Annotated in this window: 25 protein-coding genes; 9 read left to right on the top strand and 16 right to left on the bottom strand. The window is 65.6% G+C overall.

From position 1 onward, the window contains the following. Positions 1 to 108 precede the first annotated feature (108 nt). The 13 genes from ssb to MRBLMC3_RS08645 form a co-directional block, all read right to left on the bottom strand. Positions 109 to 678, bottom strand: a complete 570-nt coding sequence (gene ssb, locus MRBLMC3_RS08585) for a single-stranded DNA-binding protein (protein ID WP_363827670.1) — start codon at positions 676 to 678, stop codon at positions 109 to 111. A gap of 26 nt (positions 679 to 704) precedes the next feature. Beyond that, positions 705 to 2,564, bottom strand: coding sequence for a ferrous iron transporter B (gene feoB, locus MRBLMC3_RS08590; RefSeq protein ID WP_363737515.1), 1,860 nt, complete (start codon positions 2,562 to 2,564; stop codon positions 705 to 707). Then, positions 2,561 to 2,830 (bottom strand): FeoA family protein, encoded by a 270-nt coding sequence (locus MRBLMC3_RS08595; protein WP_363738207.1) that lies wholly within the window; start codon positions 2,828 to 2,830, stop codon positions 2,561 to 2,563. Before MRBLMC3_RS08595 ends, feoB begins: the two co-directional genes overlap by 4 nt. Before the next feature lie 87 nt (positions 2,831 to 2,917). Then, positions 2,918 to 3,583, bottom strand: coding sequence for a COQ9 family protein (locus tag MRBLMC3_RS08600; protein ID WP_363827673.1), 666 nt, complete (start codon positions 3,581 to 3,583; stop codon positions 2,918 to 2,920). Positions 3,584 to 3,716: 133 nt separating this feature from the next. After that, entirely contained in the window at positions 3,717 to 4,139 is a 423-nt protein-coding gene (ribH, locus tag MRBLMC3_RS08605; protein WP_363737511.1) for a 6,7-dimethyl-8-ribityllumazine synthase, read from the bottom strand. An 11-nt stretch (positions 4,140 to 4,150) separates the two neighbouring features. Further along, on the bottom strand, positions 4,151 to 5,434 hold the full coding sequence (gene ribB / locus MRBLMC3_RS08610) for a 3,4-dihydroxy-2-butanone-4-phosphate synthase (RefSeq protein WP_363737509.1): 1,284 nt from the start codon (positions 5,432 to 5,434) through the stop codon (positions 4,151 to 4,153). Positions 5,435 to 5,502: 68 nt separating this feature from the next. Continuing rightward, positions 5,503 to 6,117 (bottom strand): riboflavin synthase, encoded by a 615-nt coding sequence (locus MRBLMC3_RS08615; RefSeq protein ID WP_363827677.1) that lies wholly within the window; start codon positions 6,115 to 6,117, stop codon positions 5,503 to 5,505. 231 nt (positions 6,118 to 6,348) lie between these two features. After that, complete coding sequence (gene ribD, locus MRBLMC3_RS08620; RefSeq protein WP_363827746.1) at positions 6,349 to 7,338, bottom strand: bifunctional diaminohydroxyphosphoribosylaminopyrimidine deaminase/5-amino-6-(5-phosphoribosylamino)uracil reductase RibD; 990 nt, start codon at positions 7,336 to 7,338, stop codon at positions 6,349 to 6,351. Positions 7,339 to 7,358: 20 nt separating this feature from the next. Further along, positions 7,359 to 7,880, bottom strand: coding sequence for a hypothetical protein (locus MRBLMC3_RS08625; RefSeq protein WP_363737506.1), 522 nt, complete (start codon positions 7,878 to 7,880; stop codon positions 7,359 to 7,361). 26 nt (positions 7,881 to 7,906) lie between these two features. Further along, positions 7,907 to 8,593: an energy transducer TonB gene (locus MRBLMC3_RS08630; RefSeq protein ID WP_363827680.1), complete on the bottom strand. Its 687-nt coding sequence runs from the start codon at positions 8,591 to 8,593 to the stop codon at positions 7,907 to 7,909. A gap of 187 nt (positions 8,594 to 8,780) precedes the next feature. Continuing rightward, positions 8,781 to 10,046 (bottom strand): DUF445 domain-containing protein, encoded by a 1,266-nt coding sequence (locus tag MRBLMC3_RS08635; protein ID WP_363752780.1) that lies wholly within the window; start codon positions 10,044 to 10,046, stop codon positions 8,781 to 8,783. 235 nt (positions 10,047 to 10,281) lie between these two features. Beyond that, the gene (locus MRBLMC3_RS08640; RefSeq protein ID WP_363827683.1) at positions 10,282 to 13,440 is read right to left on the bottom strand and encodes an efflux RND transporter permease subunit; all 3,159 of its coding nucleotides are present in this window, start codon (positions 13,438 to 13,440) and stop codon (positions 10,282 to 10,284) included. 52 nt (positions 13,441 to 13,492) lie between these two features. Continuing rightward, on the bottom strand, positions 13,493 to 14,665 hold the full coding sequence (locus tag MRBLMC3_RS08645; RefSeq protein WP_363752775.1) for an efflux RND transporter periplasmic adaptor subunit: 1,173 nt from the start codon (positions 14,663 to 14,665) through the stop codon (positions 13,493 to 13,495). Between the two features lie 199 nt (positions 14,666 to 14,864). Between MRBLMC3_RS08645 and MRBLMC3_RS08650 the strand changes: the two genes are divergently transcribed. Continuing rightward, entirely contained in the window at positions 14,865 to 15,113 is a 249-nt protein-coding gene (locus tag MRBLMC3_RS08650) for a GlsB/YeaQ/YmgE family stress response membrane protein (RefSeq protein WP_363737500.1), read from the top strand. A 62-nt stretch (positions 15,114 to 15,175) separates the two neighbouring features. On the opposite strand, the gene MRBLMC3_RS08655 is transcribed toward MRBLMC3_RS08650, so the two are convergent. From MRBLMC3_RS08655 to MRBLMC3_RS08665, 3 genes are all read right to left on the bottom strand, one after another. Beyond that, positions 15,176 to 15,430 (bottom strand): GlsB/YeaQ/YmgE family stress response membrane protein, encoded by a 255-nt coding sequence (locus MRBLMC3_RS08655; protein ID WP_013848281.1) that lies wholly within the window; start codon positions 15,428 to 15,430, stop codon positions 15,176 to 15,178. A 158-nt stretch (positions 15,431 to 15,588) separates the two neighbouring features. Next, positions 15,589 to 15,888: a DUF1153 domain-containing protein gene (locus tag MRBLMC3_RS08660; protein WP_007687284.1), complete on the bottom strand. Its 300-nt coding sequence runs from the start codon at positions 15,886 to 15,888 to the stop codon at positions 15,589 to 15,591. Positions 15,889 to 15,993: 105 nt separating this feature from the next. After that, positions 15,994 to 16,293, bottom strand: a complete 300-nt coding sequence (locus MRBLMC3_RS08665) for a hypothetical protein (protein WP_363737499.1) — start codon at positions 16,291 to 16,293, stop codon at positions 15,994 to 15,996. A 122-nt stretch (positions 16,294 to 16,415) separates the two neighbouring features. Between MRBLMC3_RS08665 and mnmA the strand changes: the two genes are divergently transcribed. From mnmA to MRBLMC3_RS08705, 8 genes are all read left to right on the top strand, one after another. After that, a complete protein-coding gene (gene mnmA / locus MRBLMC3_RS08670) occupies positions 16,416 to 17,537 on the top strand; it encodes a tRNA 2-thiouridine(34) synthase MnmA (protein WP_363737498.1) in 1,122 nt (373 codons plus the stop codon). 86 nt (positions 17,538 to 17,623) lie between these two features. Further along, entirely contained in the window at positions 17,624 to 18,286 is a 663-nt protein-coding gene (gene hisG / locus MRBLMC3_RS08675) for an ATP phosphoribosyltransferase (protein ID WP_363737497.1), read from the top strand. Next, entirely contained in the window at positions 18,276 to 19,565 is a 1,290-nt protein-coding gene (gene hisD / locus MRBLMC3_RS08680) for a histidinol dehydrogenase (RefSeq protein WP_363827688.1), read from the top strand. Before hisG ends, hisD begins: the two co-directional genes overlap by 11 nt. An 87-nt stretch (positions 19,566 to 19,652) precedes the next feature. Continuing rightward, positions 19,653 to 20,099 carry a transcription antitermination factor NusB gene (nusB, locus tag MRBLMC3_RS08685; protein WP_133652460.1) on the top strand — a complete coding sequence of 149 codons (447 nt, stop codon included), beginning with the start codon at positions 19,653 to 19,655 and terminating at the stop codon, positions 20,097 to 20,099. Positions 20,100 to 20,158: 59 nt separating this feature from the next. Further along, positions 20,159 to 21,073: a thiamine-phosphate kinase gene (thiL, locus tag MRBLMC3_RS08690; RefSeq protein ID WP_363827691.1), complete on the top strand. Its 915-nt coding sequence runs from the start codon at positions 20,159 to 20,161 to the stop codon at positions 21,071 to 21,073. A gap of 239 nt (positions 21,074 to 21,312) precedes the next feature. After that, positions 21,313 to 23,436, top strand: coding sequence for a sodium-translocating pyrophosphatase (locus MRBLMC3_RS08695; RefSeq protein ID WP_363827694.1), 2,124 nt, complete (start codon positions 21,313 to 21,315; stop codon positions 23,434 to 23,436). 79 nt (positions 23,437 to 23,515) lie between these two features. Further along, complete coding sequence (locus MRBLMC3_RS08700) at positions 23,516 to 25,465, top strand: alpha/beta hydrolase family protein (RefSeq protein WP_363737493.1); 1,950 nt, start codon at positions 23,516 to 23,518, stop codon at positions 25,463 to 25,465. Positions 25,466 to 25,591: 126 nt separating this feature from the next. After that, positions 25,592 to 26,272 carry a DUF2490 domain-containing protein gene (locus tag MRBLMC3_RS08705; protein ID WP_363827696.1) on the top strand — a complete coding sequence of 227 codons (681 nt, stop codon included), beginning with the start codon at positions 25,592 to 25,594 and terminating at the stop codon, positions 26,270 to 26,272. Positions 26,273 to 26,282 lie beyond the last annotated feature (10 nt).

A 26,282-nucleotide genomic window follows, 5' to 3' on the forward strand; every position in this document is an offset into this window, starting at 1 on the left:
GGCAGGATGCCGATGCGTCCGCTTCACTGCATCCTGATGTAAGGCGTCTGCGATCCCGTTGAGTGAGGGATCGCAAAACGCTTCCTGTCATTTACCGCTGAATATCCCTCAGAACGGCACTTCGTCGTCCAGGTCATTGTCGAAATTCGGCCCGCCCGCACTGCCGCGTCCGCCGCCTGAAGATCGGCCCGAACCGCCAGCAAAGCCGCCGCCGCCGCCGCCGCCGAAATCATCATAATCATTGCCGCCGCCAAAGCTGCCCGAACTGGCGCCCCAGTCACCGCCGCCCTGCGAGCGTCCGCCGCCGCCCTGACCACCGCCTCCGGGCGCGCCATCCAGCATGGTCAACACCGCGCCCGGCCCCTGCAGCACCACTTCGGTGGTGTAGCGGTCATTGCCGGACTGGTCCTGCCATTTGCGGGTGCGCAGCTGGCCCTCCAGATAGACCTTCGACCCCTTGCGCAGAAAGCGTTCCGCTACGCCCGCCAGCCCTTCGGAGAAGATGGAGACGCTGTGCCATTCGGTGCGCTCCTTGCGCTCGCCCGACATGCGATCCTTCCAGCTTTCGGAGGTCGCGATCCGCAGGTTGCACACCTTCCCGCCATTCTGAAAGCTCTTCACCTCCGGGTCGGCGCCCAGATTGCCCACCAGAATGACCTTGTTGACCGAACCCGCCATGTTTCCTCCGATAGTTTAGCTGGTCCTTATAGCCCTGCTGCGGTGGCGGTCCAGTAAGTAAGTCCGGCCGCGACATAGGCGAGCGCGAACAGATAGCCGATCATGAACAGCGGCCATTTCCAGCCATTGGTCTCCCGCCTGGTCACCGCGATGGTAGAGATGCACTGGGGCGCGAAGACGAACCAGGCAAGGAAGGCGAGCGCGGTCGGCAGCGGCCAACTGTCCTTCAGCCGGTCGCCCAGGCTGCGTTCCAGCTTCGCCTCATCCTCGTCGGCGTCGAGCGAATAGACGGTGGCGAGCGCGGATACCGCCACTTCGCGCGCGGCCATGGCCGGGATCAGCGCCAGCGATATATCGCGGTTGAAGCCGATCGGCTGCAGCACGACGTTAAGCCCGTTGGCGACCCGTCCTGCGATGGAATAGTTGACCTGGCTGACCCCGCCATTCTCCGGCGCCTTGGGAAAGCTCAGCAATATCCAGAGGATCACGGTCGAGGTGAAGATGATCGTGCCCGCCCGCTTGAGGAAGATCACCGCGCGCTGCCACAGGCCAAGCACGATGTCCTGCGGGCGCGGCCATTGATATTTGGGCATCTCCATCAGGAAACCGCCGCTTGCCCCCTTGGTGACGGTGCGGCGCAGGACCAGAGCGGCCAGCATCGCGCCGACAATGCCCGAAATGTAGAGGCAGAACAGCACCAGCCCCTGAAGACCGATGCCCAGCGCCACGGTCCGGGCCGGAATGAAAGCGCCAATGATCACGGCATAGACCGGCAGCCGCGCCGAACAGGTCATCAGCGGCGCGATCAATATGGTGGTCAGCCTGTCTTTCGGATCAGCGATGGTGCGGGTCGCCATGATCCCCGGCACCGCGCAGGCGAAGGAGGAAAGCAACGGGATGAAGGCGCGCCCCGACAGGCCCACCCGCGCCATCAGCCCGTCCATCAGAAAGGCGGCGCGAACCATGTAGCCGGTCGCCTCCAGCATCAGGATGAAGAAGAAGAGGATGAGGATCTGCGGCAGGAACACGATGACGGAACCCACGCCGTTCAGCACGCCATCGACCAGGAAGGACCGCAGCAGCCCATCGGGCAGCGCCGCCGTCACGGCATCCCCGGCACTGGCGACAAAGCCCTCGATCATCGCGATCGGCGCCTCTGACCAGGCATAGACCGCCTGGAACATGATGAAGAGCAAGGCGAGCAGCAGGAACAGCCCCGCCACGGGATGCAGCGCCACCCGGTCGACCGCGGCGGTCAGGCGGCGGGAGGGGGTTTCGCGCACGATGGCGGTGCGGGCGATCCGGCGCGCTTCCCTGCGCAACACCTCGAAATCGCGCCGTTCGCCCGCAGGAGCGACGTCACCGACCCCGCCGTCGAGCATGGATTCCAGTTCGCCGCGCAGATGATCCAGACCACGTTTGCGCACCGCCACGGTGGAGATCACCGGCACGCCCAGTTCGCGCGAAAGAATCTGCGCGTCCAGTTCCAGCCCGTCGCGGGTCGCAAGGTCGACCATGTTGAGCGCGACGATGGTCGGACGACCGAGCGCGATCAGTTCCAGCGCGAAGCGCAGGTGATTGTCGAGGTTGGAGGCATCGACCACCACCACCAGCGCGTCGGGAAGGCGTTCGCCCGCCTGCCTGCCCAATATGACGTCGCGCGTCACCTGTTCGTCGGGGCTGGTCGGATTGAGGCTGTAGGTGCCGGGCAGGTCGACCAGTTCGACCGGCCGGCCGTCGGACAGCGACAGGCGGCCCGCCTTGCGCTCCACCGTCACGCCGGGATAATTGCCCAGCTTCTGCCGCGCTCCGGTCAGGGCGTTGAACAGCGCGCTCTTGCCGGCATTGGGATTGCCGACCAGCGCGACCAGCGGCAGGCCGGTCACGCTTCTTCGTCCGCGGCGGCGTCCTGCGGCCCGGTGCGGACGGTGATCGCCGCGGCATGGTTGCGGCGCATGGCGATCGTCATGCGGCCGACCTTGCAGGCAATGGGGCCACGGCCCATCAGGCCGCCATGATGCAGCGCCTCCACGCTGGCGCCTTCGCACAGGCCGAATTCGCGAAGCCTTTGCCCGTCGGACGCGGAAAGGGCGTCCCAGTCGATCAGGTCCACATAGGCAGGCTGGCGCAGCGGCAGGTCGGTCAGGCGCAAGGGTAAGGCACTCGTCATATATTCCTGCGAGTGACTATCAATACCGATTGGAAAAGACCAGCGTGAATCCGCGCCGCGACGCGAGGGTTATATGGCAGGGTATCGCAACCGCCCGATGAAGCGGGCAAAGCTCAACCTTTCACCGGCACCTATGCCCTTCCACTGGGCCTTAGCGCGTTCGAACCGCATCACGCCCTCGATCCGCCGGGCCAGGAAGGCGCGAGTCTCCGCCCAGTCTTCGCTTTCATCATCGACGAACACCAGCAGGGTCGCGGCATAGACCCCGGCCAGGGTCAGCCGCTTCGTATAATGATTGAGGTCCGTCGATTCGTCCCCGGCCGCGCGCCACATGACGTCCGCTGCCCGCCAACCCAGTCTGGCGGCCGCCGCCGCATTGCGCGGCATGGCCATGACCGCCTGCGCCCGGCGCAGCGCTTCGCGATCCCGCGCCAGCAGCGTCAGGCGCGTTTCGACCAGGGTCGTTATGCGCATCCGGATGGAAAGGGTCGCCAGCTTCTCCTGCGGCAGCGCTTCCCGCATCCGCGAATCGATGCTCTCGAACCAGGCGTCGATCATCTCCATCGCACCGCCCGGAAAGGCCAGGGCCGCTATGCCGGCATCGATGCCGCACTGCGCCGCCGCCATCGTCACGGCTTCCCTGCGCCAGCCGTCAAAGGCGGCATGGCGCGGCAGGATCGGCGCCAGCGCGGCGCGCACTTCATCGAGCGTCATGTCTTGATGCGTCGGGGTCATGGCCCGTTACTACGCCCGACCGGCCATGCGTACAAGCGCGCCCGGGCACAGGGGTTGCACACCGGAGGCCTCCGGGAAAAAGCGGCCGCTCGTCAAGGGCCGCCCCTTTCCCATCCGCCCCTGTTCGCAGCCGTCAGGCGCCGAATCTTTCCCGAAGGGAGAGCATGGCCATGGCCGCCTTCGCCGCCTCGCCGCCCTTGTCCTTCTCGTCCCGTTTGGCGCGGGTCAGCGCCTGCGCTTCATTCTCGACCGTCAAAATGCCGTTGCCGATCGGAATGCCATCCATGCTGAGCGCCATCAGGCCGCGCGCGCTTTCGTTCGACACGACTTCGAAATGATAGGTTTCACCCCGGATCACCACGCCGATGGCGATGAAGCCGTCATATCGGCCGGTTTCCGCCGCCAGCGCCACGGCACCGGGAATTTCCAGCGCGCCGGGCACCGTCACCACCTCATATTTATGGCCCTCATCCTCCAGCGCGGCGACCGCGCCCTCGATCAGCAGGTCATTGAGATGTTCGTAGAAGCGCGCTTCGACGATCAGGAATTTTGCCATGACAGTGGTCCTTAAAGCTCGATCGGATGTTGCCCAACCACGGCCAGGTCATAACCGTCAAGCGCGATCAGGCTATGATGCGTGTTGCTGAGCAGGATCATGTCATGCACGCCCAGTTCGGCCAGGATCTGCGCGCCAACGCCATAGTCGCGCAATTCGTCCATGCCCGATCCCGGCTGCCCGGCATGATGGCGCAGGCTGCGGCTCAGGAAATCGCCCGCCACCGTCGCGGTGAGCACGACGATGATCCCCGCCCCTTGTCGGGCGATGATCTCCATCGACCTGGCGAGCAGACCGTTGCGCGGCCCGGCCGAACCATAGACGTCGTCCAGCAGGGAAAGCTGATGCATGCGGACGAGCGTCGGCTCGTCGGGCACGACATGGCCCTTTTGCAGCACGAGCTGCTCGGTCTGCGTCGCCTTGTTGTAGAAGCTGATCGCCTTCCAGTCGCCGCCCCACTGGCTGGTGAAGACGGTTTCGGCGCGGCGTTCCACCATATGATCGTGCCGGCGGCGATAGGCGATGAGGTCGCGGATCGTGCCGATCTTCATCTTGTGCTTCTGGGCAAAGGGGATCAGGTCGTCCAGGCGCGCCATGGTGCCGTCATCCTTCATCACCTCGCAGATGACGCCGGATGGATTGAGCCCGGCCAGGCGGGCGACATCCACCGCCGCCTCGGTATGGCCGGTGCGCACCAGCACGCCGCCATCCTTGGCCACCAGCGGGAAGACGTGGCCGGGCGTCACGATGTCGTCAGGCCCCTTCGACCCGTCGATCGCGACGGAGATGGTGCGGGCGCGGTCGGCGGCGCTGATGCCGGTGGTGACGCCCTCACGCGCTTCGATCGAAACGGTGAAGGCAGTTTCGTGGCGGGTGCCGTTGTTGCGGCTCATCAGGCCCAAGCCCAGATGATCGACCCGGTCCTTGCTCAGCGCCAGGCAGACGAGGCCACGGCCATGGGTCGCCATGAAATTGATCGCGTCGGGCGTCGCCATCTGCGCGGGGATGACCAGGTCGCCCTCATTTTCCCGATCCTCGTCATCGACCAGGATGAACATGCGGCCATTGCGGGCCTCATTGATGATCTCTTCGGGCGAAGCGAGCGCGGTGCCGCCCTCGCGCTTGGCAAGATAGCTTTCCAGCTTGCCCAGGGTCTCGGCCGTCGGGTTCCAGTCGGCCTCGCCCAGCCTGCGCAGGGAATTGGCGTGAAGGCCCGCGGCCCGGGCAAGGCCGGAGCGCGACATGCCGCCATCAGTGACCAGCGAACGGACGGTATCGATAAGGGCTGATGACATGCAGACGACTCCTTCCCCATGGGATGAGGCGTCATATCACACCAAGATGTGATAATGGCAAGTGATAATCACACTGGGCGAGAATGAAGACTCTGCATCCGGTCCAGATAGCGCGCCAGCACGTCGATCTCCAGGTTGAAGGCGCGGCCGGGCAGCAGGCTGTCGAGCGTCGTCGCGGCGGCGGTATGCGGAATGATGTTCAGGCCGAAATGAACCGATCCATCGGCCTGATCCTCGACCGTGTTGACGGTCAGGGAGATGCCGTCCACCGTGATCGAACCCTTCGCCGCCAGCGCGGGCGCCAGCGCGGCGGGCGCGGCGATGACCAGTCGGGTCGAATCGCCCTCATGCGTCGCCGACAGCAGCGTGCCGATGCCGTCGACATGGCCGGTGACGATATGGCCGCCCAGCTCGTCCCCGACCTTGAGCGCGCGTTCCAGGTTGAGGGGGCCGCCCTGCACCCACAGGCCGGGCGCGGTGCGAGCGACGGTTTCGGCCGACAGGTCGACCGCGAACCAGTCGGCGCCCTTTTCCACGACGGTCAGGCAGGCGCCCGAACAAGCAATGGACGCACCGATGGCGACCGAGTCCATGTCATAGGCGCAACCGATCACCAACCGCAGGTCGCCGCGTTGCTCATGAGTGCGGATGGTGCCGATGTCGGTGATGATGCCGGTGAACATGAGAAAAGTCCGTTGCCTTGTTGTCCATTCGCCCGCGCCCGGACCGGGGGAGGGCGTTTGCGGTGATCTAGTGTGGTGGATTTGAAATACGCCTCATTATAGCGGCTAGGTAGGGAGCGTATTTCAAATCCAAAAACCACACTAGAAATCATATATTTGCTAGTGACCCTGATGAATCTGAAGTTCGTTCAACGCCTACCCAGCGGTGTGACGAACTTCAGATTCGGGTCACTAGGCGTTCCGCGTCCGCACGTAAACCTCCAGCCGGTCATCGCCCAGCCGCCGTTCGTCGTCGATCCGCCAGCGGCCATGCGCATCCGCCAGCTCGGCAAGCCCCAGATCGCCTATTCCCGCCAGCCCCGCACCGATCAGGATCGGCGCGCGATAGAGCAGCAGCCGGTCGACCAGATCGGCACGCAGGAAGGCAGCGGCAGCCTGCGCCCCGCCCTCGACCAGCAGATGGTCGACCTGCGGCAGGGCGGCGATATCCTCCGGCTCGGTGATGCTTTCCCAGCCATCGGGCGCGCGCCCATGGCTCAGCAATATGCGCCGGGGCGAGCGATCCTCCAGCCCCGGCAGACGCACGTCCAGCCGCGGCGCATCGGCGCGCAGCGTGCCGCCCCCCACCAATATCGCGTCATGCCGCGCCCGTTCCATATGGGCATGGGCGCGGGCTTCCGGCCCGGTGATCCAGCGGCTGGACCCGTCGGGCAGCGCGATCCGACCATCGAGAGAGAGGCCCAGCTTCAGCGTCACCGCAGGCCGGCCCAGCGTCTGGCGCAGCACGAAACCGCGCATCGCGGCGGCGGCTTCCCGCGCCATCAGGCCCATTTCAACGGCAATGCCGCGCTTGCGCAGCCAGGCGGCACCCTGCCCGTCGGTGCGCGGATCGGGATCCCGCAGGGCGATGACGACGCGCCGCACCTCGGCACGCGCCATCAGGTCGGCGCAGCGCGGACCGCGCGGCGAAAGGTGAAAGCAGGGCTCCAGCGTCACATAGGCGGTGGCGCCGCGCGCGCGGTCCACCGCCTCCTCCAGCGCCTGCGCCTCGGCATGGGGACGGCCGCCTTTCTGCGTCCAGCCCCGGCCCACGACATGGCCGTCGCGCACGATCAGGCAACCGACATTGGGATTGGGGGTGGACAGGCCGCGGCCGCGTTCGGAAAGCGCAATGGCGGCGGCCATGAAGCGCCGGTCCTGCGCGGGATCGGCCGGCGGCAGGCCGGTTTTGGATCGGGCGCTCAGGGCCGGGCCGCCCCGCCCTGCGCGGGTGCGGATTTCTCGGCTCCCTCGGCCTTGGCCAGGCGCTGGTCGAGCTGGGCGTTGATCTGCTTCAACGCCTCCTTGCGACGCGCCGTGTTGCGGGCTTCGTCCGCCTTCCAGTCGATGCCGAAAATATCCGCGACGCCCTGCATCTCCTTCTGCTTCTTCTCGATCGCCGCCTCCCGCTTGGCGAGATCGATCTTCTGCTGGAGGATGATGGCGGCGTCCGACCGATTGGCGTCCCAGCTCTGCACGTAGAATATCTGGTTGCGCGTCGGCATGGTGTTGGTGTTCGCGTCGACGATGAAGGCCCAGATGATGACCCAGGTTATTGCGACGGACACGCCGAGCAGCGGCCATTTATGAGGCCGGTTCTCGCGAAAATAGCTCCACATGTCGCTCATCGCGCTCTTGGGAGACACCGGACGGGGGAAGATCGCCATGGCGCCGATATAGGGTAAGGCGGGGCCGGATGCAAAAGCGCTGTTGTCGGCTGCCATGATTTCCAGCCCCTTATTGTTGGATTTCAGGCGTCTGCCAGCCGGAAATGGACTGTCAGCACCTTGGTCGAACTGACCGGCACTCCATCCCGAGTCGCCGGGCGGAAGCGCCATTTGCGCAGCGCCTGACGCTGGGTGGCGATCCAGAACGCCTCGTCCGCCGCCGACAGCCGCTCTATGTCGATGACGCGTCCGTCGATGCCGATGGTGACGCGGACCACCACCTTGCCCTCCATCCCCTGCCGGATCATCGCGCCGGGATAATCGGGCTGGAACATGGCCAGCGCGCGGGGATCGATGCTCGCCTCCGTCAGCACGGGCTGGGGCGGCAGTATGTCGGGCGGCGTGCCCGTGCCCGTGCCAGTTCCACCTGTAACGGTGCGATCTTCGCCCTTCATGGTGAAGCCCGTGGGCGGCGGCGGTATGATCGGCTTTTCCACTATCGTCGGATGCGATTTGGGCTGGGGCAAGGGTTTGGAGTCGGTCTCCGGCTGCGCCTGTTCCGGAGGGGGCGGCGTGTCGGCCACCGGATAGGTGATCAGGGGCGGCGGATCGCGGAAGACATCGATCATCTCCTTGGGCATCAGCAGATAGGCACCCACCACCAGCGCATGGACGGCGACCGCGCCTCCTATGCCGATGGGAGAGCGCTTGCCGCCGCTATAGCCGGAAATGGTTTCGCTGCCTGCCGCACCCATGCTGATACGCTGCATATTACCCTCCTGTCGTCGCTTCCTCTTCGGGAATCGATATGTGACGTTACAACATACTTCTATGATATGTTGCAACATTAATTTTGAAGGCGCAGCGCGTATATTATCCTCCCGGAATGGTCTCCCCGATCCTAGAGCGGGTTTCGATCTGATCGAATCAGATCGCTGCTCTGGATTCTTTGCCGTCCTAGAGCAGCGTGTCGACGCTGTGTATGGCCAGCCCCACCAGCCCGCCCACCAGCGTGCCGTTGACCCGGATATATTGCAGGTCGCGCCCGACCGCATGTTCCAGCCGGCTGGTGACGGTCCCCGCGTCCCAACCGCGCACCGTTTCGCTGACCAGCTTGACGATGGCATCGCCATAGGTCGCCGTCGCTCCCACCGCCGCGCGGCGCACGAAACGATTGATGAGGAAGCGCAGCCGGTCGTCCTGCTGCAGGGTCGCGCCAAGCTGGTGGAGCGCCTCGCCCAACCGTCCCGCCATCGCCTTGCCGGGATCGCGCACCGCCCGCAGCAGCCCGCCCCGCGCCTGTTCCCACAGGCCGTCGATCCAGCGCTGCATCGCCGGATTGTCGACGATCTCGTCGCGGATACGGGCGACGCGGGCCTGCATCTCCGGGTCGAACTGCAGGTCGGCGGCCAGCTTCGTCAGTCCTTCCTCCGCCTTCAGGCGCAGGCTGTGGCCGGGGTCCTGCGCCATGTCGGTCAGCAGCTTGCGCAGCCCGTCGATGATCGCATTGGACAGATTTTCGTCCAGGCCGGTCCAGCGCAGGATCTTGCCCGAACGGTCATGCACCATCTGCCGGACCAGATGGTCGTTCGCCGCCAGCGTCCGGTCCGCCCACAGGATGATGCCGTCCATCACCGGGGCATGGCGCCCGTCGCGCATCGCCGCTTCCAGCGCCTGGCCGATCAGCGGGGCCAGGTTCATGGCGCGCAGCCGCTGGGCGATGGCGCCCTTCACCATGCCGCCCAGCCGTTCCTGGTCCAGCGCCTCCAATATGTCCGCGGCGAGCCGAGACGCGCCCTCCCGCAGGCGCCCGTCGCCGCTGGCGGGGCTCGACAGGAAGCGCCCGGCTGCCCCCGCCATGTCCAGCCGCTGCATTCGTCGCGCCACCACGGCGGGGGTCAGGAAATTGTCGCGCAGGAACAGGGCGAGCGTATCACCGATCCGATCCTTGTTGCGCGGGATGATCGCGGTATGCGGGATCGGCAGGCCCAGCGGATGGCGGAAAAGCGCCGTGACGGCGAACCAGTCCGCCAGGCCGCCAACCATCGCCGCCTCGGCAAAGGCCTGGACGAATCCGATCGCAGGATGAAGATGAGCAGTCGCCCGCGCCGCCAGGAACAGCGCCGCCATCGCCAGCAACATGCCCGTCGCCACCATCCGCATCCGCCGCGCCGGATGGACTGGGCTGGCGACGGCGGGCCGGGGCGGAGCGAGCATCTTCATGACCGGCTAACGGTTACGCCGCCGTTTCGTTCAGGCAAGCGCTTCTTTTGCGGGAAGGCGGATGCAATCCGGCAACGGGCCGACCGCGGATGTCAGGCGCACGGTGCTCCTGCGAAGGCAGGAACCCAGTTCCGCATCCGATGGAACAGCGTCACGCCTGAACCTGGCCCCGGCCTCCACCGGCACAGGACGCGCCATCAAGCCGTTGCCGTGAGCAAATGTCCGCCCGCGATCCCTACTCCGCCGGCTGCGTCGCTCCCGCGCGATCGTCGCCGGGCTTGTATGTCAGCAGGCGGCGGCCCAGGCGCGGACCGATCCATTCCTCGATCCCCAGCGCCAGGCTGAAGGTCGCAGGCACGATCACCAGCGTCAGCACGGTCGACAGGATCAGGCCGCCGATCACGGTGATGCCCATGGGCGCGCGCCAGGCGCCGTCGCCGCTCAGCGACGCGGCGGTCGGCACCATTCCGGCCACCATCGCCACAGTGGTCATGACGATCGGCTGCGCGCGCTTGTGCCCGGCATCGATGATCGCCTCCAGCTTCGGAACGCCCTTGCCCATCTCCTCCAGCGCGAAGTCGATGACGAGGATGGAATTCTTCGCGACGATGCCCAGCAGCATCAGCAGCCCGATCAGCACCGGCATGGACACCGGATTGCCCGTCAGGTGCAGGGCGAGCGCCCCACCCAGCGGCGCCAGCACCAGCGACCCCAGGTTGACGAAGGGTGGCATCAGCCGCTTGTACAGCAGCGTCAGCACCGCCAGCACCAGCATGATGCCGGAAACGACGGCGATCATGAAATTCTGGATCATCTCCGCCTGCCACTTGCTGTCGCCGGTATTCAGCTTCTGCACGCCCGGGATCTGGCCTGCGGCGATCGCCTTCATCGTCGGCAGGGCGTCGATCTTCGCCATCGCCTCGCTGGTGACGACGCCCGGCGCCAGGTCCGCACCCACGACGATGCGGCGGATCTGGTTGTATCGGCGGATCTGCGTCGGACCGGCGCCGAATTCGATATCGGCCACGACCTTCAACGGCACGGAGCCGCCATTGACCGTGGGCACCGGCATGTTCTGGATGGTCGCCAGATCGCGCCGGCTGTTTTCCGCGACCGCCACGCGAATCGGGATCTGCCGGTCGGACAGGGAGAATTTGGCGCTGTTCTGATCGATGTCGCCGATCGTCGCGACGCGGATCGTCTGGCTGAGCGCGGCGGTGGTGACGCCCAGGCTGGCGGCCAGGTCGAAGCGTGGCTTGATGACGATCTCGGGCCGGTTCATGTCGCCCGCCACGCGCGGCGCGCGAATTTCGCGAATGCCCGCCATTTCCGCCACCAGCTTGTTGGCGGTCTGCTCCAGCCTCACGGGATCGTCGCTGCCGAACATGATGATGATGTCGCGGCCAAAGCCGCCGCCCGACTGCGACTGGAAATTGACGCGGGCGTCGGCCACCTGCTGGAACTGGGGCGCGATCTTGCGTTCCCATTCGACCGAGGAGATCGGCCGGTCCTTCCGCAGCGTCAGGAAGATGTCGGCGCCGGTCGTCTGGATATCGGCGAAGGCGGCCTCGACCATGTCCTTGTCGGCGGCCAGCATGTCCGCGACCTTGCGCGTGATCGCCGTCGTCTGCTGCAACGTGCTGCCGGGTACGGTTTCGATCTTCACCTGGCTGAAATCGGTGTCGATCGTCGGCTGGAACGACATGGGCAGCGTGGCGAAGGCGAAGATCGTGGCGGCGAAAGCCAGAAAGCCCATGCCCATCGTCCAGATGCGATGGTCGCGCAGCCAGGCGGTGAAACGCGCCCGGCCGCCGCGGGCGCGATGGGCCACGGCCTTGCGCTCGTCCAGCGACCAGCGCAGCACGGCCATGTACACGTCCATCATCCGGCCTTCGCCATGGCTTTCCTGGCCATGGGCCTTCAGGAAATAGGCCGCGATCATCGGCGTGATCAGGCGTGCGACCGCCAGGCTGAGCAGCACGGCGACCACGACCGTCATGCCGAACTGGATGAAGAACTGTCCGGAAATGCCCGGCATCAACGCCACCGGCAGGAACACCGCGACGATGGCCATGGTGGTGGCCAGCACCGCCAGCCCGATTTCGTCAGCGGCGTCGATGGACGCCTGATAGGCGCTTTTGCCCATGCGCATGTGGCGCACGATATTCTCGATCTCCACGATCGCGTCGTCGACCAGCACGCCCGCGACCAGGCTGAGCGCCAGCAACGAGATGCCGTTCAGGGTAAAGCCCATCATGTCCATGAACCAGAAGGCCGGAATCGCGGACAGCGGAATGGCCAGCGCGGAGATCATCGTCGCGCGCCAGTCGCGCAGGAACAGGAAGACGATGACGACGGCCAGCACCGCCCCCTCGATCATCGCCTGCATGGCGCTGTGATATTGGCCACGGGTATATTCGACGCTGGTATAGAGCTGCTTGTACTGGACCTTCGGATTTTCCTTCCGCAACTGGTCCAGCACCTTCATCGCATCGTCGAACACGGTGACGTCGGACGATCCCTTGGCCTTTTCCATGCTGAAGCTGGTCACCTGCCGCCCGTTCATCAGCGACAGCGAACGCTGTTCGGCATACATGTCGCGCACATCGGCCAGGTCGGCCAGCTTGACGGTGCGGCCGCCGGAAATGGCGATCTGGGTCTGGCCCAGCGCATAGGCGTCACGGGCGTTGCCCAGCACGCGGATCGCCTGTTCGGCACCGGCGATCTCGGTCCGGCCGCCAGCCGCGTTGAGGTTCACCTGCTGAAGCTGCTGGTTGACCTGGCCGGCGGTGATGCCGTGCGATTGCAGCTTGGCGGGGTTCAGGATCACGCGGATTTCGCGGGAAACGCCGCCGCCGCGCTTGACCGCTGCCATGCCCGGCACCCCCAGCAACCGCTTGGCGACGGTATTGTCGACGTACCAGGACAGTTCTTCCAGCGTCATGTCCGTCGCTTCGGCGCTGAAATAGGCGATCGGCCCGCCGTCAATGTCGACGCGGCTGACCCGCGGCGCCAGGATTCCCTCGGGCAGGTCGCTGCGGATCTGGTCGACGGCATTCTTCACATCATTGACGGCGCGGTCGACCGGCGTTCCGATCTGGAACTGCACATTGGTGTTGGACTGGCCCTCCGACACCCAGGAGGTGATTTCGTCCACGCCGCTGATACCGCGCACGGCTGCTTCGACGCGCTGCGTGACCTGCGTTTCCAGCTCCGTCGGCGCGGCGCCGGGCTGGAGCACGACGACGCTGACCATGGGGAAGCTGACGTCCGGATTCTGGTTGACGTCCATCCGGCTGAAACTGACCAGGCCGGCCAGCAGCAGCGCGACGAACAGCACGATCGGCGACACCGGGTTGCGGATGGCCCAGGCGGAGATATTACGAAAACTCATGACGGCTTCCTCGCCTGCCGGTGGACGCGCCGGGCGGGCGCGTCCCGCCGCTTCATTTCGACCTGCTGACCTCGGGCTTCACCTTCTGCCCCGGCGTCAGGAAGGCGCCCGCCGAAGCCACGATGCGTTCGTCGCCATTGAGGCCGTTCAGGATCGCCACCCCGACATCGGTCACCTGACCGATCTTGACGTCGCGCCTCTGCACTTCGTCGCGGCCGTTGACGACATAGACATAATTGCCCTTCTCATCGCTCTGCACCGCCGATTCCGGCAGCATCGGCGCATAGCCGGTGCCGCTCACGATCGTGGCGGAGGCAAAGCCGCCCGGACGGATCGCCGGATTATAGGGGATGGCGATACGGGCGATGCCCTGCCGCGTCTGGTTGTCGACGACGGGCGACACCTGCCACACACGCCCGGCAAATTGCGCCGTGCCGCCGACCGGGGTCACCGTGGCGCCGTTGCCCGGACGAATGGTCGCCAGATCGCCTTCGCTGAGCTGGGCGAGCATTTCCATCTCCCCGTCCTTCGCCATGCGGAACAATACGGCGCTGCCCGCGCTCACGATCTGGCCGGGTTCCACCGCGCGGGTCAGCACCAGTCCGGCGGCGGGAGCGCGAATGTCCAGCCGGCCGGTACGGGCGCGCTGCTCGGCCAGTTGCGCGACCGCGACGTTGACGCGGGCATTGGCGGCATCACGGGTCGCGGTCCGCTGATCGATATCGGCCTGGCTGATGAAGCCCCGCGCGACCAGAGTCTTGGCGCGGTCGAGCTGGGCCTGCGCCAGCTTGGCGTCGGCGCGGTTGACCTCCACCTGCGCGGCGAGCGACCGGACCTGCTCGGTCTGGACGGAGCGCTCTACCGTCGCCAGCACCTGGCCGGCGCGCACCCAGTCGCCCGGCTGGACCAGCACGCGCGTCACCGCGCCGCCTTCCCCAACCACGCCGACCGGCATTTCCACCCGCGCCGCGAGCGATCCCGTCGCGCTGACACTGTTCGATACGGTCGACCGGCCGGGGCTGATCACCGTCACGACGGGCGCCTGCGCCGCACTGGCCGGCGCATCGGCGCCCTTGCTATGCATGCTGACCCATGTGGCGATCGCAATCAGGATGATCGCGACAATGGCACCGATCGTCAGCCGCCGGCGCCAGCCGGAGCGCTCCTCCTGCTCGCCAAGAACATGTGCCGGGGCATCGCCGACCAAGGAAGTCTCGTAATTCATCCTGAACCCATCTTTCGGCCATAGGCGCCGTTCGGGTTGCTGTATTATATGAATACATCACCCGGCTCAAGCCCCCATTGCGACGGCGCTCCCAGGCTGCGCGAAACCCGTCCCGGCGCTGGACTCCCTGCCAAATGGGCCCCTTGCCAAAACAGCCCGACTGTGGCGCAATGCATGCTATAGCGGCTGGAGGGCGGCGATGGAATTGCTCGGATGGATCATGGTCGGCCTGTTCGCGGGCGCCATCGCGCGACTGGTCATGCCCGGACGCCATCCGGGCGGCTGCGTGCTGACCATATTGCTGGGCATCGCCGGCGCCCTGCTGGCGGGCTATGTCGGGCGGCTGCTGGGCGTCTATGCGCCCGGAGAGCAGGCGAGCTTCATCGCCGCGGTGCTGGGGTCGATCGGCGTGCTCGCGCTCTATTCCTTCTTCGCCGGACGGGGCTGACCCGCAGAAAAAGGCCGCGCCCTTGCGGGGGCACGGCCCTTTTGTTCATGCATGGTGCTGTTTTAGCGGACCGAACCGCGCCGCACCAGATTGACGATCGCGAGCAGGATGATCGCGCCGACCAGCGACACCAGGAAGCTGTAAAGCGTTAGACCGTCATTGATCGAACCACCGCTGAAGATCAGGCCGCCGATGAACGCGCCGACAATGCCGACGACGATGTTCAGCAGGATGCCCTGTTGTGCGTCGGTCCGCATGACCATGCTGGCAAGCCAGCCGATGACGCCGCCGACAACGAGCCACAAGATGATGCCCATATCTCACTCTCCTTGGACCATAGCCCCTTTCGGGTGGGCTGATCTGTTCAACGGAGAAGTCGGCGTTACGTTCCCTTTCACCCCTTGACAAAGAAGAAGGCCGCCGGATGCCAGATCCGGCGGCCTTGTTGCGACCCTCTATTGCCGTAATGGCTTGATCAGTATTTCTGCTGCCGTTCGTAGAGGGACTTGTAATATTGGATGCGCGTCACGCGCAGGCCGTGCATGCCTGAACGGTCGACGGCCCGCTGCCAGCTGGCGAATTCCTCCAGCGTCAGCGAATAGCGCGCGCAGGCTTCATCCACCGTCAGCAGTCCGCCATTCACGGCCGCCACGACCTCCGCCTTGCGGCGCACGACCCAGCGCGTCGTGTCGACGGGGGGAAGGCTTTCCAGAGTCAGGGGTTCTCCTAGCGGCCCGACGACCTGTGCAGGTCTGATTTTCTGGTTTTCGATCATTATCACCCTCAATATGCGGCACTGGCGTTGCCGATTTCAGCAGTGCTTCCCTGTTTGCGCTGCAAGCCCTGAACAGGCCCTAAAGCGCCACGGTAAACGCCCCCTTCATCTTCCTTGCCCCACCCTTAAAAGGTTCGCGATCAACGGGTTAAAGCTGCCCGCGAGCCCCACGGCCTCGATATTGCCGCTGGAACGTGGCGCGAGGATATCGGCCAGTTCCTGCACCCAGTCGCCCTCGATTTCCTGCCCCCGCAGGATGCCTGCGACCGCCTGCGCGGTGGGGCTGGCCGCCTGCGCTGCCGCCGAAGCGGCCCGCAAGGACGGCCAGACCGGCACGCGCCGCCGGCCAGAAGGCTTGACGAAGCCGGCCTTGAGCCCGCTCGTCCGAAGGAATCCCAGATCCATGGGTGAGTGATTTACGGAATAAAGGATAAGGTCCGGTAAACTTGTCCCCAAAATGGGGATGGTTGCGACGAAGCGTTGAATCCGTCTGGCACCCCGAAGGGCGGGCGACTATATGCGCGCCCATGCATTCCCAGTTCCCGCCTGCCCGGTTCGATCTCCAGGACCCGCTCGATGCGCGGCGTATCGTCGTCGCCATGTCCGGCGGCGTGGACAGCAGCGTCGTTGCCGCCCTTGCCGCGCGCACGGGCGCGGAAACCATCGGCGTCACGCTCCAGCTCTATGATCATGGCGCGGCGGTGGGACGTACCGGAAGCTGCTGCGCCGGGCAGGACATACGCGATGCCCGCGCCGTCGCCGACCGAATCGGCATTGCGCATTATGTCTTTGATTATGAAAGCCGTTTTCGTGATTCGGTGATTTCGGACTTTGCCGACGAATATATGGCCGGGCGCACCCCCATTCCCTGCGTCAAATGCAATATGGGGGTGAAGTTCACGGACCTGTTCCAGATCGCGCGCGACCTGGGCGCCGACTGCCTCGCCACCGGCCATTATGTCCGCCGGATCGAGGGCGCGCAGGGGGCCGAACTGCATCGCGCCGCCGATCCCGCGCGGGACCAGAGCTATTTTCTCTTCGCCACGACTCAGGCGCAGCTCGACTATCTTCGCTTTCCGCTCGGCGGCCTGCCCAAGCCCCAGGTGCGGGAGATCGCGGCCGAACTCGGCCTGTCGGTGGCGATGAAGCCCGACAGCCAGGACATCTGCTTCGTGCCCGACGGCGATTATGCGAAGATCGTCCGCAAGCTGCGCCCCGATGCCGACGAGGGCGGCGACATTGTCCATGTCGACGGCCGCCTGCTTGGCAGACACAAGGGGATGATCCATTACACCGTCGGCCAGCGCAAGGGGCTGGAGATCGGCGGACAGGCCGAACCACTCTATGTCGTGCGACTGGATGCCGAAGGGCGGCGCGTCATCGTCGGGCCGAAGGCGGCGCTGGCGGTGTCGGCGGCGCGGCTTTCCGACATCAACTGGCTGGGCGGGGACTTCGCCGGGCCGCTCTCCGCCAAGGTACGTTCCATGGCCAGGCCGGTTCCGGCGCGGCTGGAGGGTGATCGGCTGGTCTTCGACGCCCCTGAATATGGCGTCGCGCCGGGACAGGCGGCGGTGCTCTATGCGGGCGATCGGGTGCTGGGGGGCGGCTGGATCGCGGCGACCGAAGCGGCGCTCGCAACGGCGGCGTGATCCCGGTCCCTCCCGCACGCGCGCAGGGTTCGGGATTTGCCAGCGACCTTGCCCTTTTTCGCCCCGCCAACTAAGGGCGGCCTGTCATGACTCGTCCGCTCACCTTCGCCATTCCCAAGGGACGCATCCTCGATGAGGTTCTGCCCCTGCTTGCCAAAGCCGGTATCGAGCCGGAGGCGGAATTCCATGACAAGAAGAGCCGCGCCCTCCGTTTCGGCACCAGCCGGCCGGACGTATCGATCATCCGCGTGCGCGCTTTCGATGTCGCGACCTTCGTGGCGCATGGCGCGGCGCAGATCGGCATTGTCGGGTCGGACGTGCTGGAAGAATTCGACTATTCGGAAATCTACGCGCCGGTGGACCTGGACATGGGCCATTGCCGCCTGTCGGTTGCGGAGCCCATGGGACTGGCCGACGAGGACGAAGCGGCGATGAGCCATGTGCGCGTCGCGACCAAATATCCCCATCTGACGCGCAAATATTATGAGGCGCGGGGCATCCAGGCCGAATGCGTGAAGCTGAACGGGGCGATGGAACTCGCGCCGTCGCTGGGCCTGTCGCGCCGGATCGTGGACCTTGTATCCTCGGGCGCGACGCTCAAGGCCAACGGGCTGGTAGAAACCAATGTCATCATGCAGGTGTCGGCGCGGCTGATCGTCAATCGCGCCGCGTTCAAGATGCGCTCGGCGGAACTGACGCCGCTGGTGGAAGCCTTCCGCAAGGCTGTGGGGGTGCAGGATGCCGCTTAGGCTCGACAGCCGCAACGCGGATTTCGCCGCCGCTTTCACCGCGCTGGTCGACGCCCGGCGGGAAGCCGATGAGGATGTGTCGCGCGACGTGACCGCGATCCTGAAGCGGGTCCGGGCAGAGGGCGATGCGGCCCTGGCCGATTATACCAGCCGCTTCGACCGGCACGACTTGGACATCAGCGGCTGGTCGGTGACGCCGGCCGAATGCCGGGCGGCGCTGGACGGGCTTTCGACCGGACTGCGCGATGCCCTGGAACTCGCGGCGGCGCGCATCGCGGCCTATCATGAGAAGCAGAAGCCGCAGGACAGCGACGGCGTCGATGCCGCGGGCGTCCGCCTGGGCGCGCGCTGGAACGCCGTCGATGCGGCGGGGCTCTATGTGCCCGGCGGGCGGGCCGCCTATCCCAGTTCGCTGCTGATGAACGTAATCCCGGCCAGGGTGGCGGGCGTGTCGCGCATCGCCATGGTAACGCCGACCCCCAATGGCGAGATCAACCCGCTCGTGCTCGCAGCAGCCTCCATCGCGGGGATCGAGGAAATCTGGCGCGTCGGCGGCGCGCAGGCGGTGGCGGCGCTCGCTTATGGCACGGACCGGATCCGGCCGGTCGACGTCATCACCGGCCCCGGCAATGCCTGGGTGGCGGAGGCGAAGCGCCAGCTATACGGCGTCGTCGGCATCGACATGGTGGCCGGCCCGTCGGAAATCGTCGTGGTCGCTGACGGGAAGAATGATGCCGACTGGATCGCCGCCGACCTGCTCAGCCAGTCGGAACATGACCCGACCAGCCAGTCGATCCTGTTCACCGACGACGGCGCCTTCGCCGATGCGGTCGCGGCGGCGGTCGAACGGGCGCTGCCCCGGCTGGCAACGGAGGCCGTCGCCCGGACGAGCTGGAACGCCAATGGCGCGATCATCGTCGTGCGCGACCTGGAAGAGGCCATGCCGCTGGTCGACCGCCTCGCCGCCGAGCATCTGGAGCTCGCCGTGGACGATCCCGACGCCCTGTTCGGTCAGGTGCGCCATGCCGGATCCGTCTTCCTCGGCCGAATGACGCCCGAAGCGGTGGGCGATTATATCGCCGGCCCGAACCATGTGCTACCGACCGGGCGGCGCGCGCGCTTCTCCTCCGGTCTGTCGGTGCTCGACTTCATGAAGCGGACCAGCTTCCTCAGCCTCGACCGGAAGGCCATCGACGCCATCGGCCCTGCCGCCGTCGCCCTGGCGCAGGCGGAGGGACTTCCCGCGCATGCGGCATCGGTGGCGCTGAGATTGGAATAGCCCCGCCCGCACCCTGCCGAAGCCTGTCCCTCGCCGCGTCGGGCAAAGGGCTTCGACAGGTCCGGCCCGAACCGTTATGGAAAGAATATGAACGACCGCTCCAGATCTCGCTCCGCTGCGCGCCTCGCCGCGGTCCAGGCGCTCTACCAGCTTGAGATGGAGGGCACGCCGCTCCAACTGTTGCTGCATGAATTCCACCAGCATCGCCTGGGCGCCACCATAGAGGATGTCACCTATGCGCAGGCGGAGGAGAGCTTTTTCGACGATATCGTGCAGGGCGTCGACCGGCGGCGGGAGGAGATTGACGGGCTGGTCGTGGCGCGCCTCTCCAAGGGCTGGAGCCTGGAACGGCTCGACAAGCCGATGCGGCAGATCCTGCGCGCCGGCACCTATGAGCTGATCGCCCGCCAGGATGTGGCGACCGGCACGGTTATCAGCGAATATGTCGATGTCGCGCACGCCTTCTACGACAAGCGAGAGGCGGGTTTCGTGAACGGCCTGCTGGACGCCGTGGCGAAGGATGTGCGGAAATAGGTCCGCTCCATCCTCGGCCGATCGGCGGGCATGGCAAGCTCGGAGGATAAGGTCCGGTCATGTCCGCTGAATCCCGTTTCCTCACCCTGCTCCGCCTGCTGGCGAACGATCCCGCCGCCCGGGGCCTGCAGGATGATGTGGCAGTGCTCGAATTCGGCGACGCGCGCCTGATCCTCACCAGCGACACCATGGTGGAGGGCGTGCATTATCTCCCCACCGACCCGCCCGCCGATATCGGCTGGAAGCTGGCGGCGGTGAACCTTTCCGACCTCGCCGCCAAGGGCGCAAGGCCGCTTGGCTGCCTGCTCAACTATGCACTTTCGGGCGACGAGGATTGGGACGCGGCCTTTCTGGAAGGGCTGGGCGAGGCTCTGGGCCGCCATGCCATGCCCTTGCTGGGCGGCGACACGGTGCAGATGCCCAGGGGCGCGCCGCGCAGCTACAGCCTGACCGCGCTGGGCGAGGCCACGGGCCCGGTTCCGATGCGTGGCGGCGCGAAGGCGGGCGACCGGCTCTATCTGACAGGCCCGGTGGGCGATGCAGGGGTCGGGCTGGACCTGCTGCGGTCCATGGCCGGCGCGTCGGGACCGCTGGTGGAGGCCTATCGCCGCCCACGCCCGCGCCTCGCCGAAGGGGCGCTGCTCGCCCATCATGTCCACGCCATGATGGACATATCCGACGGTCTGCTGATCGACGCTTCCCGCATGGCGCAGGCAAGCGGGCTGGCGGTCACCATCGACCATGTCCCGCTCTCCCCGGCGCTGGAGGCTGCGCGCGGGGCCAGCAACGCCGTCCATCTCGCGGCGGCGCGGGCGGGGGATGATTATGAACTGCTCTTTGCCCTGCCCGCCGCGGCCAGGCCGCCCGTGCGCGCCATACCCGTCGGCCGTTTCACGAAGGGCAAGGGCCTGACGCTGACAATAGACGGCGTGACGATCCCGCTTCCCGACCGTCTGGGCTGGGAACATGGCTGATCGGCGTTGATTTGCCTTAACATCGTAACGGGTTGACGCACGCCGTCGGCCATGTAGCTTCACGACCGACCTTTCTCAGCCCGGTAGGACCGCATGATATGCGTGAGCTACGATGCTGATTGACGCGGTGCCCGATGCCGGAAGCGCATGTTCCGGCCGCCCGCCCTTACGCCCTTCGCCCGCCCGTCATTCCCTGCGGAGCGGCCGATGACAGGCATAACAGGGGGAGAGGAACATCCATGCAGATTGTCACGATTGCCATAGGGTGCGGCCTGCTGGCCGTGCTCTACGGCCTCATCACCAGTAGACAGGTGCTGGCGGCGTCCGCCGGCAATGAAACCATGCAACAGATTGCCGGCGCGATTCAGGAGGGGGCGAAGGCCTATCTCGGCCGGCAATATACCACCATCGGCATGGTCGGCGTCGTCGTCGCGGCGCTGGTCTTCTTCTTCCTCGGCGCGACGTCGGCGGTCGGCTTCCTGATCGGGGCGATCCTGTCCGGCGCGGCCGGCTTCATCGGCATGAACATCTCCGTGCGCGCCAATGTCCGCACGGCGGAGGCCGCACGCGACACGCTGCAAAGCGGGCTGACCGTCGCCTTCCGGGCAGGGGCCATCACCGGCATGCTGGTCGCGGGACTGGCCTTGCTCGCGATCAGTGTCTTCTTCTGGTATCTGACCGGACCCGCAGGCCATGCGCCCGACGACCGGATGGTGATCGACTCCCTCATCGCGCTGGCCTTCGGCGCCAGCCTCATCTCCATCTTCGCGCGCCTAGGCGGCGGCATCTTCACCAAGGCGGCCGACGTCGGCGCGGACCTGGTCGGCAAGGTGGAAGCCGGCATTCCGGAGGATGACCCCCGCAACCCCGCCGTCATCGCGGACAATGTGGGCGACAATGTCGGCGACTGCGCAGGCATGGCGGCCGATCTGTTCGAAACCTATGTGGTGACGGTGGGCGCGACCATGGTGCTGACCGCGCTGCTGGTGACGGGGGTCGACAACGCATTCCTGATGCGCCTGATGTCGCTGCCGCTGATCGTCGGCGGGGTATGCATCATCACCTCGATCATCGGCACCTACATGGTGCGGCTGGGCGCGAGCCAGTCGATCATGGGCGCGCTGTACAAGGGCTTCTGGACCACCGCGATCCTGTCCATCCCGGCGCTCTATGCCGTGACGCACTTCGCGCTGGGCGACCTCAACGCCCGTTTCGGGACCGATCTGGACGGCGCGGGCGGCTATAGCGGTATGGCGTTGTTCTGGTCGATGATGGTCGGCCTCGCGGTCACGGGCCTGATCGTGTGGATCACCGAATATTATACCGGCACCAACTATCGCCCGGTGCGCAGCATCGCCCGCGCGTCGGAAACCGGCCATGGCACCAACGTCATCCAGGGGCTGGCCATCAGCCTGGAGGCGACGGCCCTGCCGACGCTGGTGATCGTGATCGGCATCATCGTCGCCTACCAGCTTGCGGGCCTGATCGGCATCGCCTTCGCCGCAACCGCCATGCTGGCGCTGGCAGGCATGGTCGTCGCGCTCGACGCCTATGGCCCTGTCACCGACAATGCGGGCGGCATTGCGGAAATGTCGCATCTCGACGACAGCGTCCGGGTCAAGACCGACGCCCTCGACGCGGTGGGCAACACCACGAAGGCGGTGACGAAGGGCTATGCCATCGGTTCGGCCGGCCTTGCCGCGCTGGTGCTGTTCGGCGCCTATACGGAGGATCTGAAATTCTACAACAGCGCGCTCGGCCTCACCGAGCCGGTCGATTTCAGCCTCTCCAACCCCTATGTCATCGTCGGCCTGCTGCTGGGCGCGCTGCTGCCCTATCTGTTTGGCGCCATGGGCATGACCGCGGTGGGCCGTGCCGCGGGCGACGTGGTCAAGGACGTGCGCGACCAGTTCGCCACCAACAAGGGCATCATGGAGGGCACGTCGCGGCCCGATTATGCCCGGACGGTGGACCTCGTCACCCGCGCCGCGATCAAGGAGATGGTCATCCCCAGCCTGCTGCCGGTGCTGGCGCCGATCGTCGTCTATTTCGCGATCTCGGCCGTGGCTGGCACGCCCAACGGCTTTGCGGCCCTGGGCGCGCTGCTGCTGGGCGTCATCGTGTCCGGCCTGTTCGTGGCCCTTTCCATGACCTCGGGCGGCGGCGCCTGGGACAATGCGAAGAAATATATCGAGGATGGCCATCATGGCGGCAAGGGCAGCGAAGCCCACAAGGCTGCCGTGACCGGCGACACGGTGGGCGATCCCTACAAGGACACGGCCGGCCCGGCCGTCAATCCGATGATCAAGATCACCAACATCGTCGCCCTGCTGCTGCTGGCCGCCCTCGCACACGGCGCATAAATCACCCGATAAAAATGGAAAGACAGGAAAATGGCCCCGCCTTATAGAAAGGCGGGGCCATTATTTTACGGGGGAAAGATTGAGGGGGTTTTCTGTCGTCGCGGGCGTCCTGCTCGCGCAGCTTTGCGTGTCCGCCAGAGCCGAGACGGCACCCGCGCCGCGCAAGGAATGGCCGGTCGAGGCCTTTGCCGAACTGCCGATGATGGTGGAACCGCAACTCTCGCCCAATGGGATGCACCTGGCTGCCAGGGTGGCACGCAACGGCGAGCTGCTGCTGATGATCGCTTCCATCGCAGACGAGCCCAACCGTGTTCGCACGCTGTCCTTGGGAGAAAACGACCTGAACTGGTGGCGCTGGGTCAATGACGACTGGCTGATTGCCGGCATAGGCAGCGAAACCAGCGTGCAGGGCATGCCTTGGTCGATCAGCCGCGTCGCCAGCATCAAACGAGACGGGTCGAAGATCAACATACTGGCCAAGAATGTGGCGGCGCAGAATGGCGACGACGTCATATGGGTTGCCAGCGATGGCAGCCCTCGCATCCTGCTGGCCTATCAGTCATCCATCTACGACGATGAAGCCGGTTTCTGGCCGCAGGTTGACGAGGTGGACGTCACCAACGGAAGGATGCGCCCGGTGGTGCAGCCGCGCCGGAATGTCATGTCATGGTATGCCGATGCGACCGGCGCGGTGCGCATGGGGGTCGGCTATGAAGATACGACGCGGATGGCGAAGCTTCTCTATCGTGACGATGGGCGCTCGAACTTCCGGGTGATCGACCGGGCCAACCGCCGACGCGACGAATCCATGGTCGTGCCGATGCTTTTCACCGCCGATCCCGGCAAGGCGATCGCCAGTGACGACCATGAAGGCACCAATGCCCTGTACGAATATGATCTGACCAGACTGGAATTGGGGAAGAAGATCTTCGCCGCACCCGGTTTCGACATCGACGGGATAGAGCGCGATACGGCTGGTACGGGCCTTGCCGGGGTGCGCTATACGGCCGACGGCCCGGAAGTCCACTGGTTCGATGAGGGGCTGGCGAAGATTCAGGCCGATATCGACAAGGCGGTCGGCGCCCAGCGTCGCGCCCGCATCGTGTCCGCCAGCCGGGACCATCAGCGCATGATCGTGCACGTCGGCAGCGCGGACCAGCCGGGAACCTATTATTATTACGACACCTCCGCCGGCGTGATGAGCAGCCTGTCGAAGATCAGCCAGAATTTCGGTCCCGGCATCCATCTCTCGCCTGTCAGGACGATTCGTTACAAGGCCCGCGACGGGCTGGAGATCACTGCGGTGCTGACCCTGCCAGCAGGCAGGGACCCAAAAAATCTGCCGTTGATCCTGATGCCGCATGGCGGCCCCTTTGCGCGCGACAGCGAAGAATGGGACTGGTGGGTGCAGTTCCTGGCCTATCGCGGCTATGCGGTGCTGCAGCCCAATTATCGGGGCTCCTCCGGTTATGGTACCGCCCTTGCGGAAAAAGGGGAGGGGCAATGGGGCCTTGCCATGCAGGACGACCTCAACGACGCGGTCGACTGGGCGGTGAAGGAGGGAATCGCCGATGCGAAACGGGTCTGCATCGTCGGCGCGTCCTATGGCGGCTATGCGGCGATGCGCGGGGCGCAGCGCGATGGCGGTCGCTATCGTTGCGCCATTTCTTATGCAGGGGTCTCCGACCTTTCGGCGATGATGCGCTATGACGGCCGCTTCCTCAATCATGGCACGCGGAAGGATTGGATGAAGCAACAGGCGCCCGATTTTGCTTCCGTTTCTCCGATTAACTTCGCGGGGCAATTGTCCACACCTATCCTGCTGATGCATGGCAGGAAGGATCGGCGGGTACAGGTGAGTCAGTCACGCGAAATGGCGGAGAAACTGAAGGCAGCAGGTAAAATCGCCGGGCGCGACTATATCTATGTTGAACAGCCGCTGGCCGACCATTTCTTTTCCCGCCAGGCGGATCGGCTGGACTTTCTCCAGCGCATGGACGCCTTTCTGAAGGAGCATAATCCGGCCTGACCAGGCGCACGCGCCATCCCGCGCAGGCCAGAAAGTCACAAATTAGAAATATCATAGTCACAAGACTGTAACGCAATGGTCATAGTGGGCCCTCGTTCGCCAGCCTGGCGGAGGGGAGAATTGATCATGCGACTGACCTGCAAGCTGCTGCCCGCGCTCGCCCTGCTGGCTGCTCCGGCCGTGGCCCACGCCAGCGAGGACGAACAACTCTGGACCACCGCCAGCGCGACGGTGAAGCTGAGCGATCACTGGCGTTTCTCGCAGGAGGTCGTCGCCCGCTTCAGCAACGATCGCGACGGGCTGTACGAGGTCGAGATGAATTCGCTGATCGGCTACAAGATCGGCAAGAAGGTGACGGTCTGGGCCGGCTATACCCACGACCCCAATTATAATGCCGGCGATTTCGCGGTGATGGAGCATCGCGGGCGGCAGCAGGTGACCTTCGACAATATCGTGAAGATCGGACCCGGCCAGCTCAGCGCCCGCCTGCGGCTGGAGGAACGCTGGCGCGAAGGGATCGACGGCACGGCCTGGCGGCTGCGTCCCTATGTCAAATATGTGCTGCCGTTCAGGGAAGGCGGCAAGACCGCGCTGGTGCTCAGCCATGAAAGTTTCATCGATTTCAACACCACCAATTTCCAGCGGGTCCAGGGGGAGGAGCGGATGCGCAACCAGATCGCCATCACCACCCCGATCGCGAAGAATGTGAATGCGGAGATCGGCTATCTTCACCAGCACGGTTTCCGGCCGGGCGCCGACGACAGCAATGACAATGTCGCCTCCTTCTCGCTGGGCTTTTCCTTCTGATCTGCGACAT

Origin of the sequence: Sphingobium sp. LMC3-1-1.1 (assembly GCF_040676285.1) — a bacterium.
Taxonomy (GTDB): Bacteria; Pseudomonadota; Alphaproteobacteria; order Sphingomonadales; family Sphingomonadaceae; genus Sphingobium.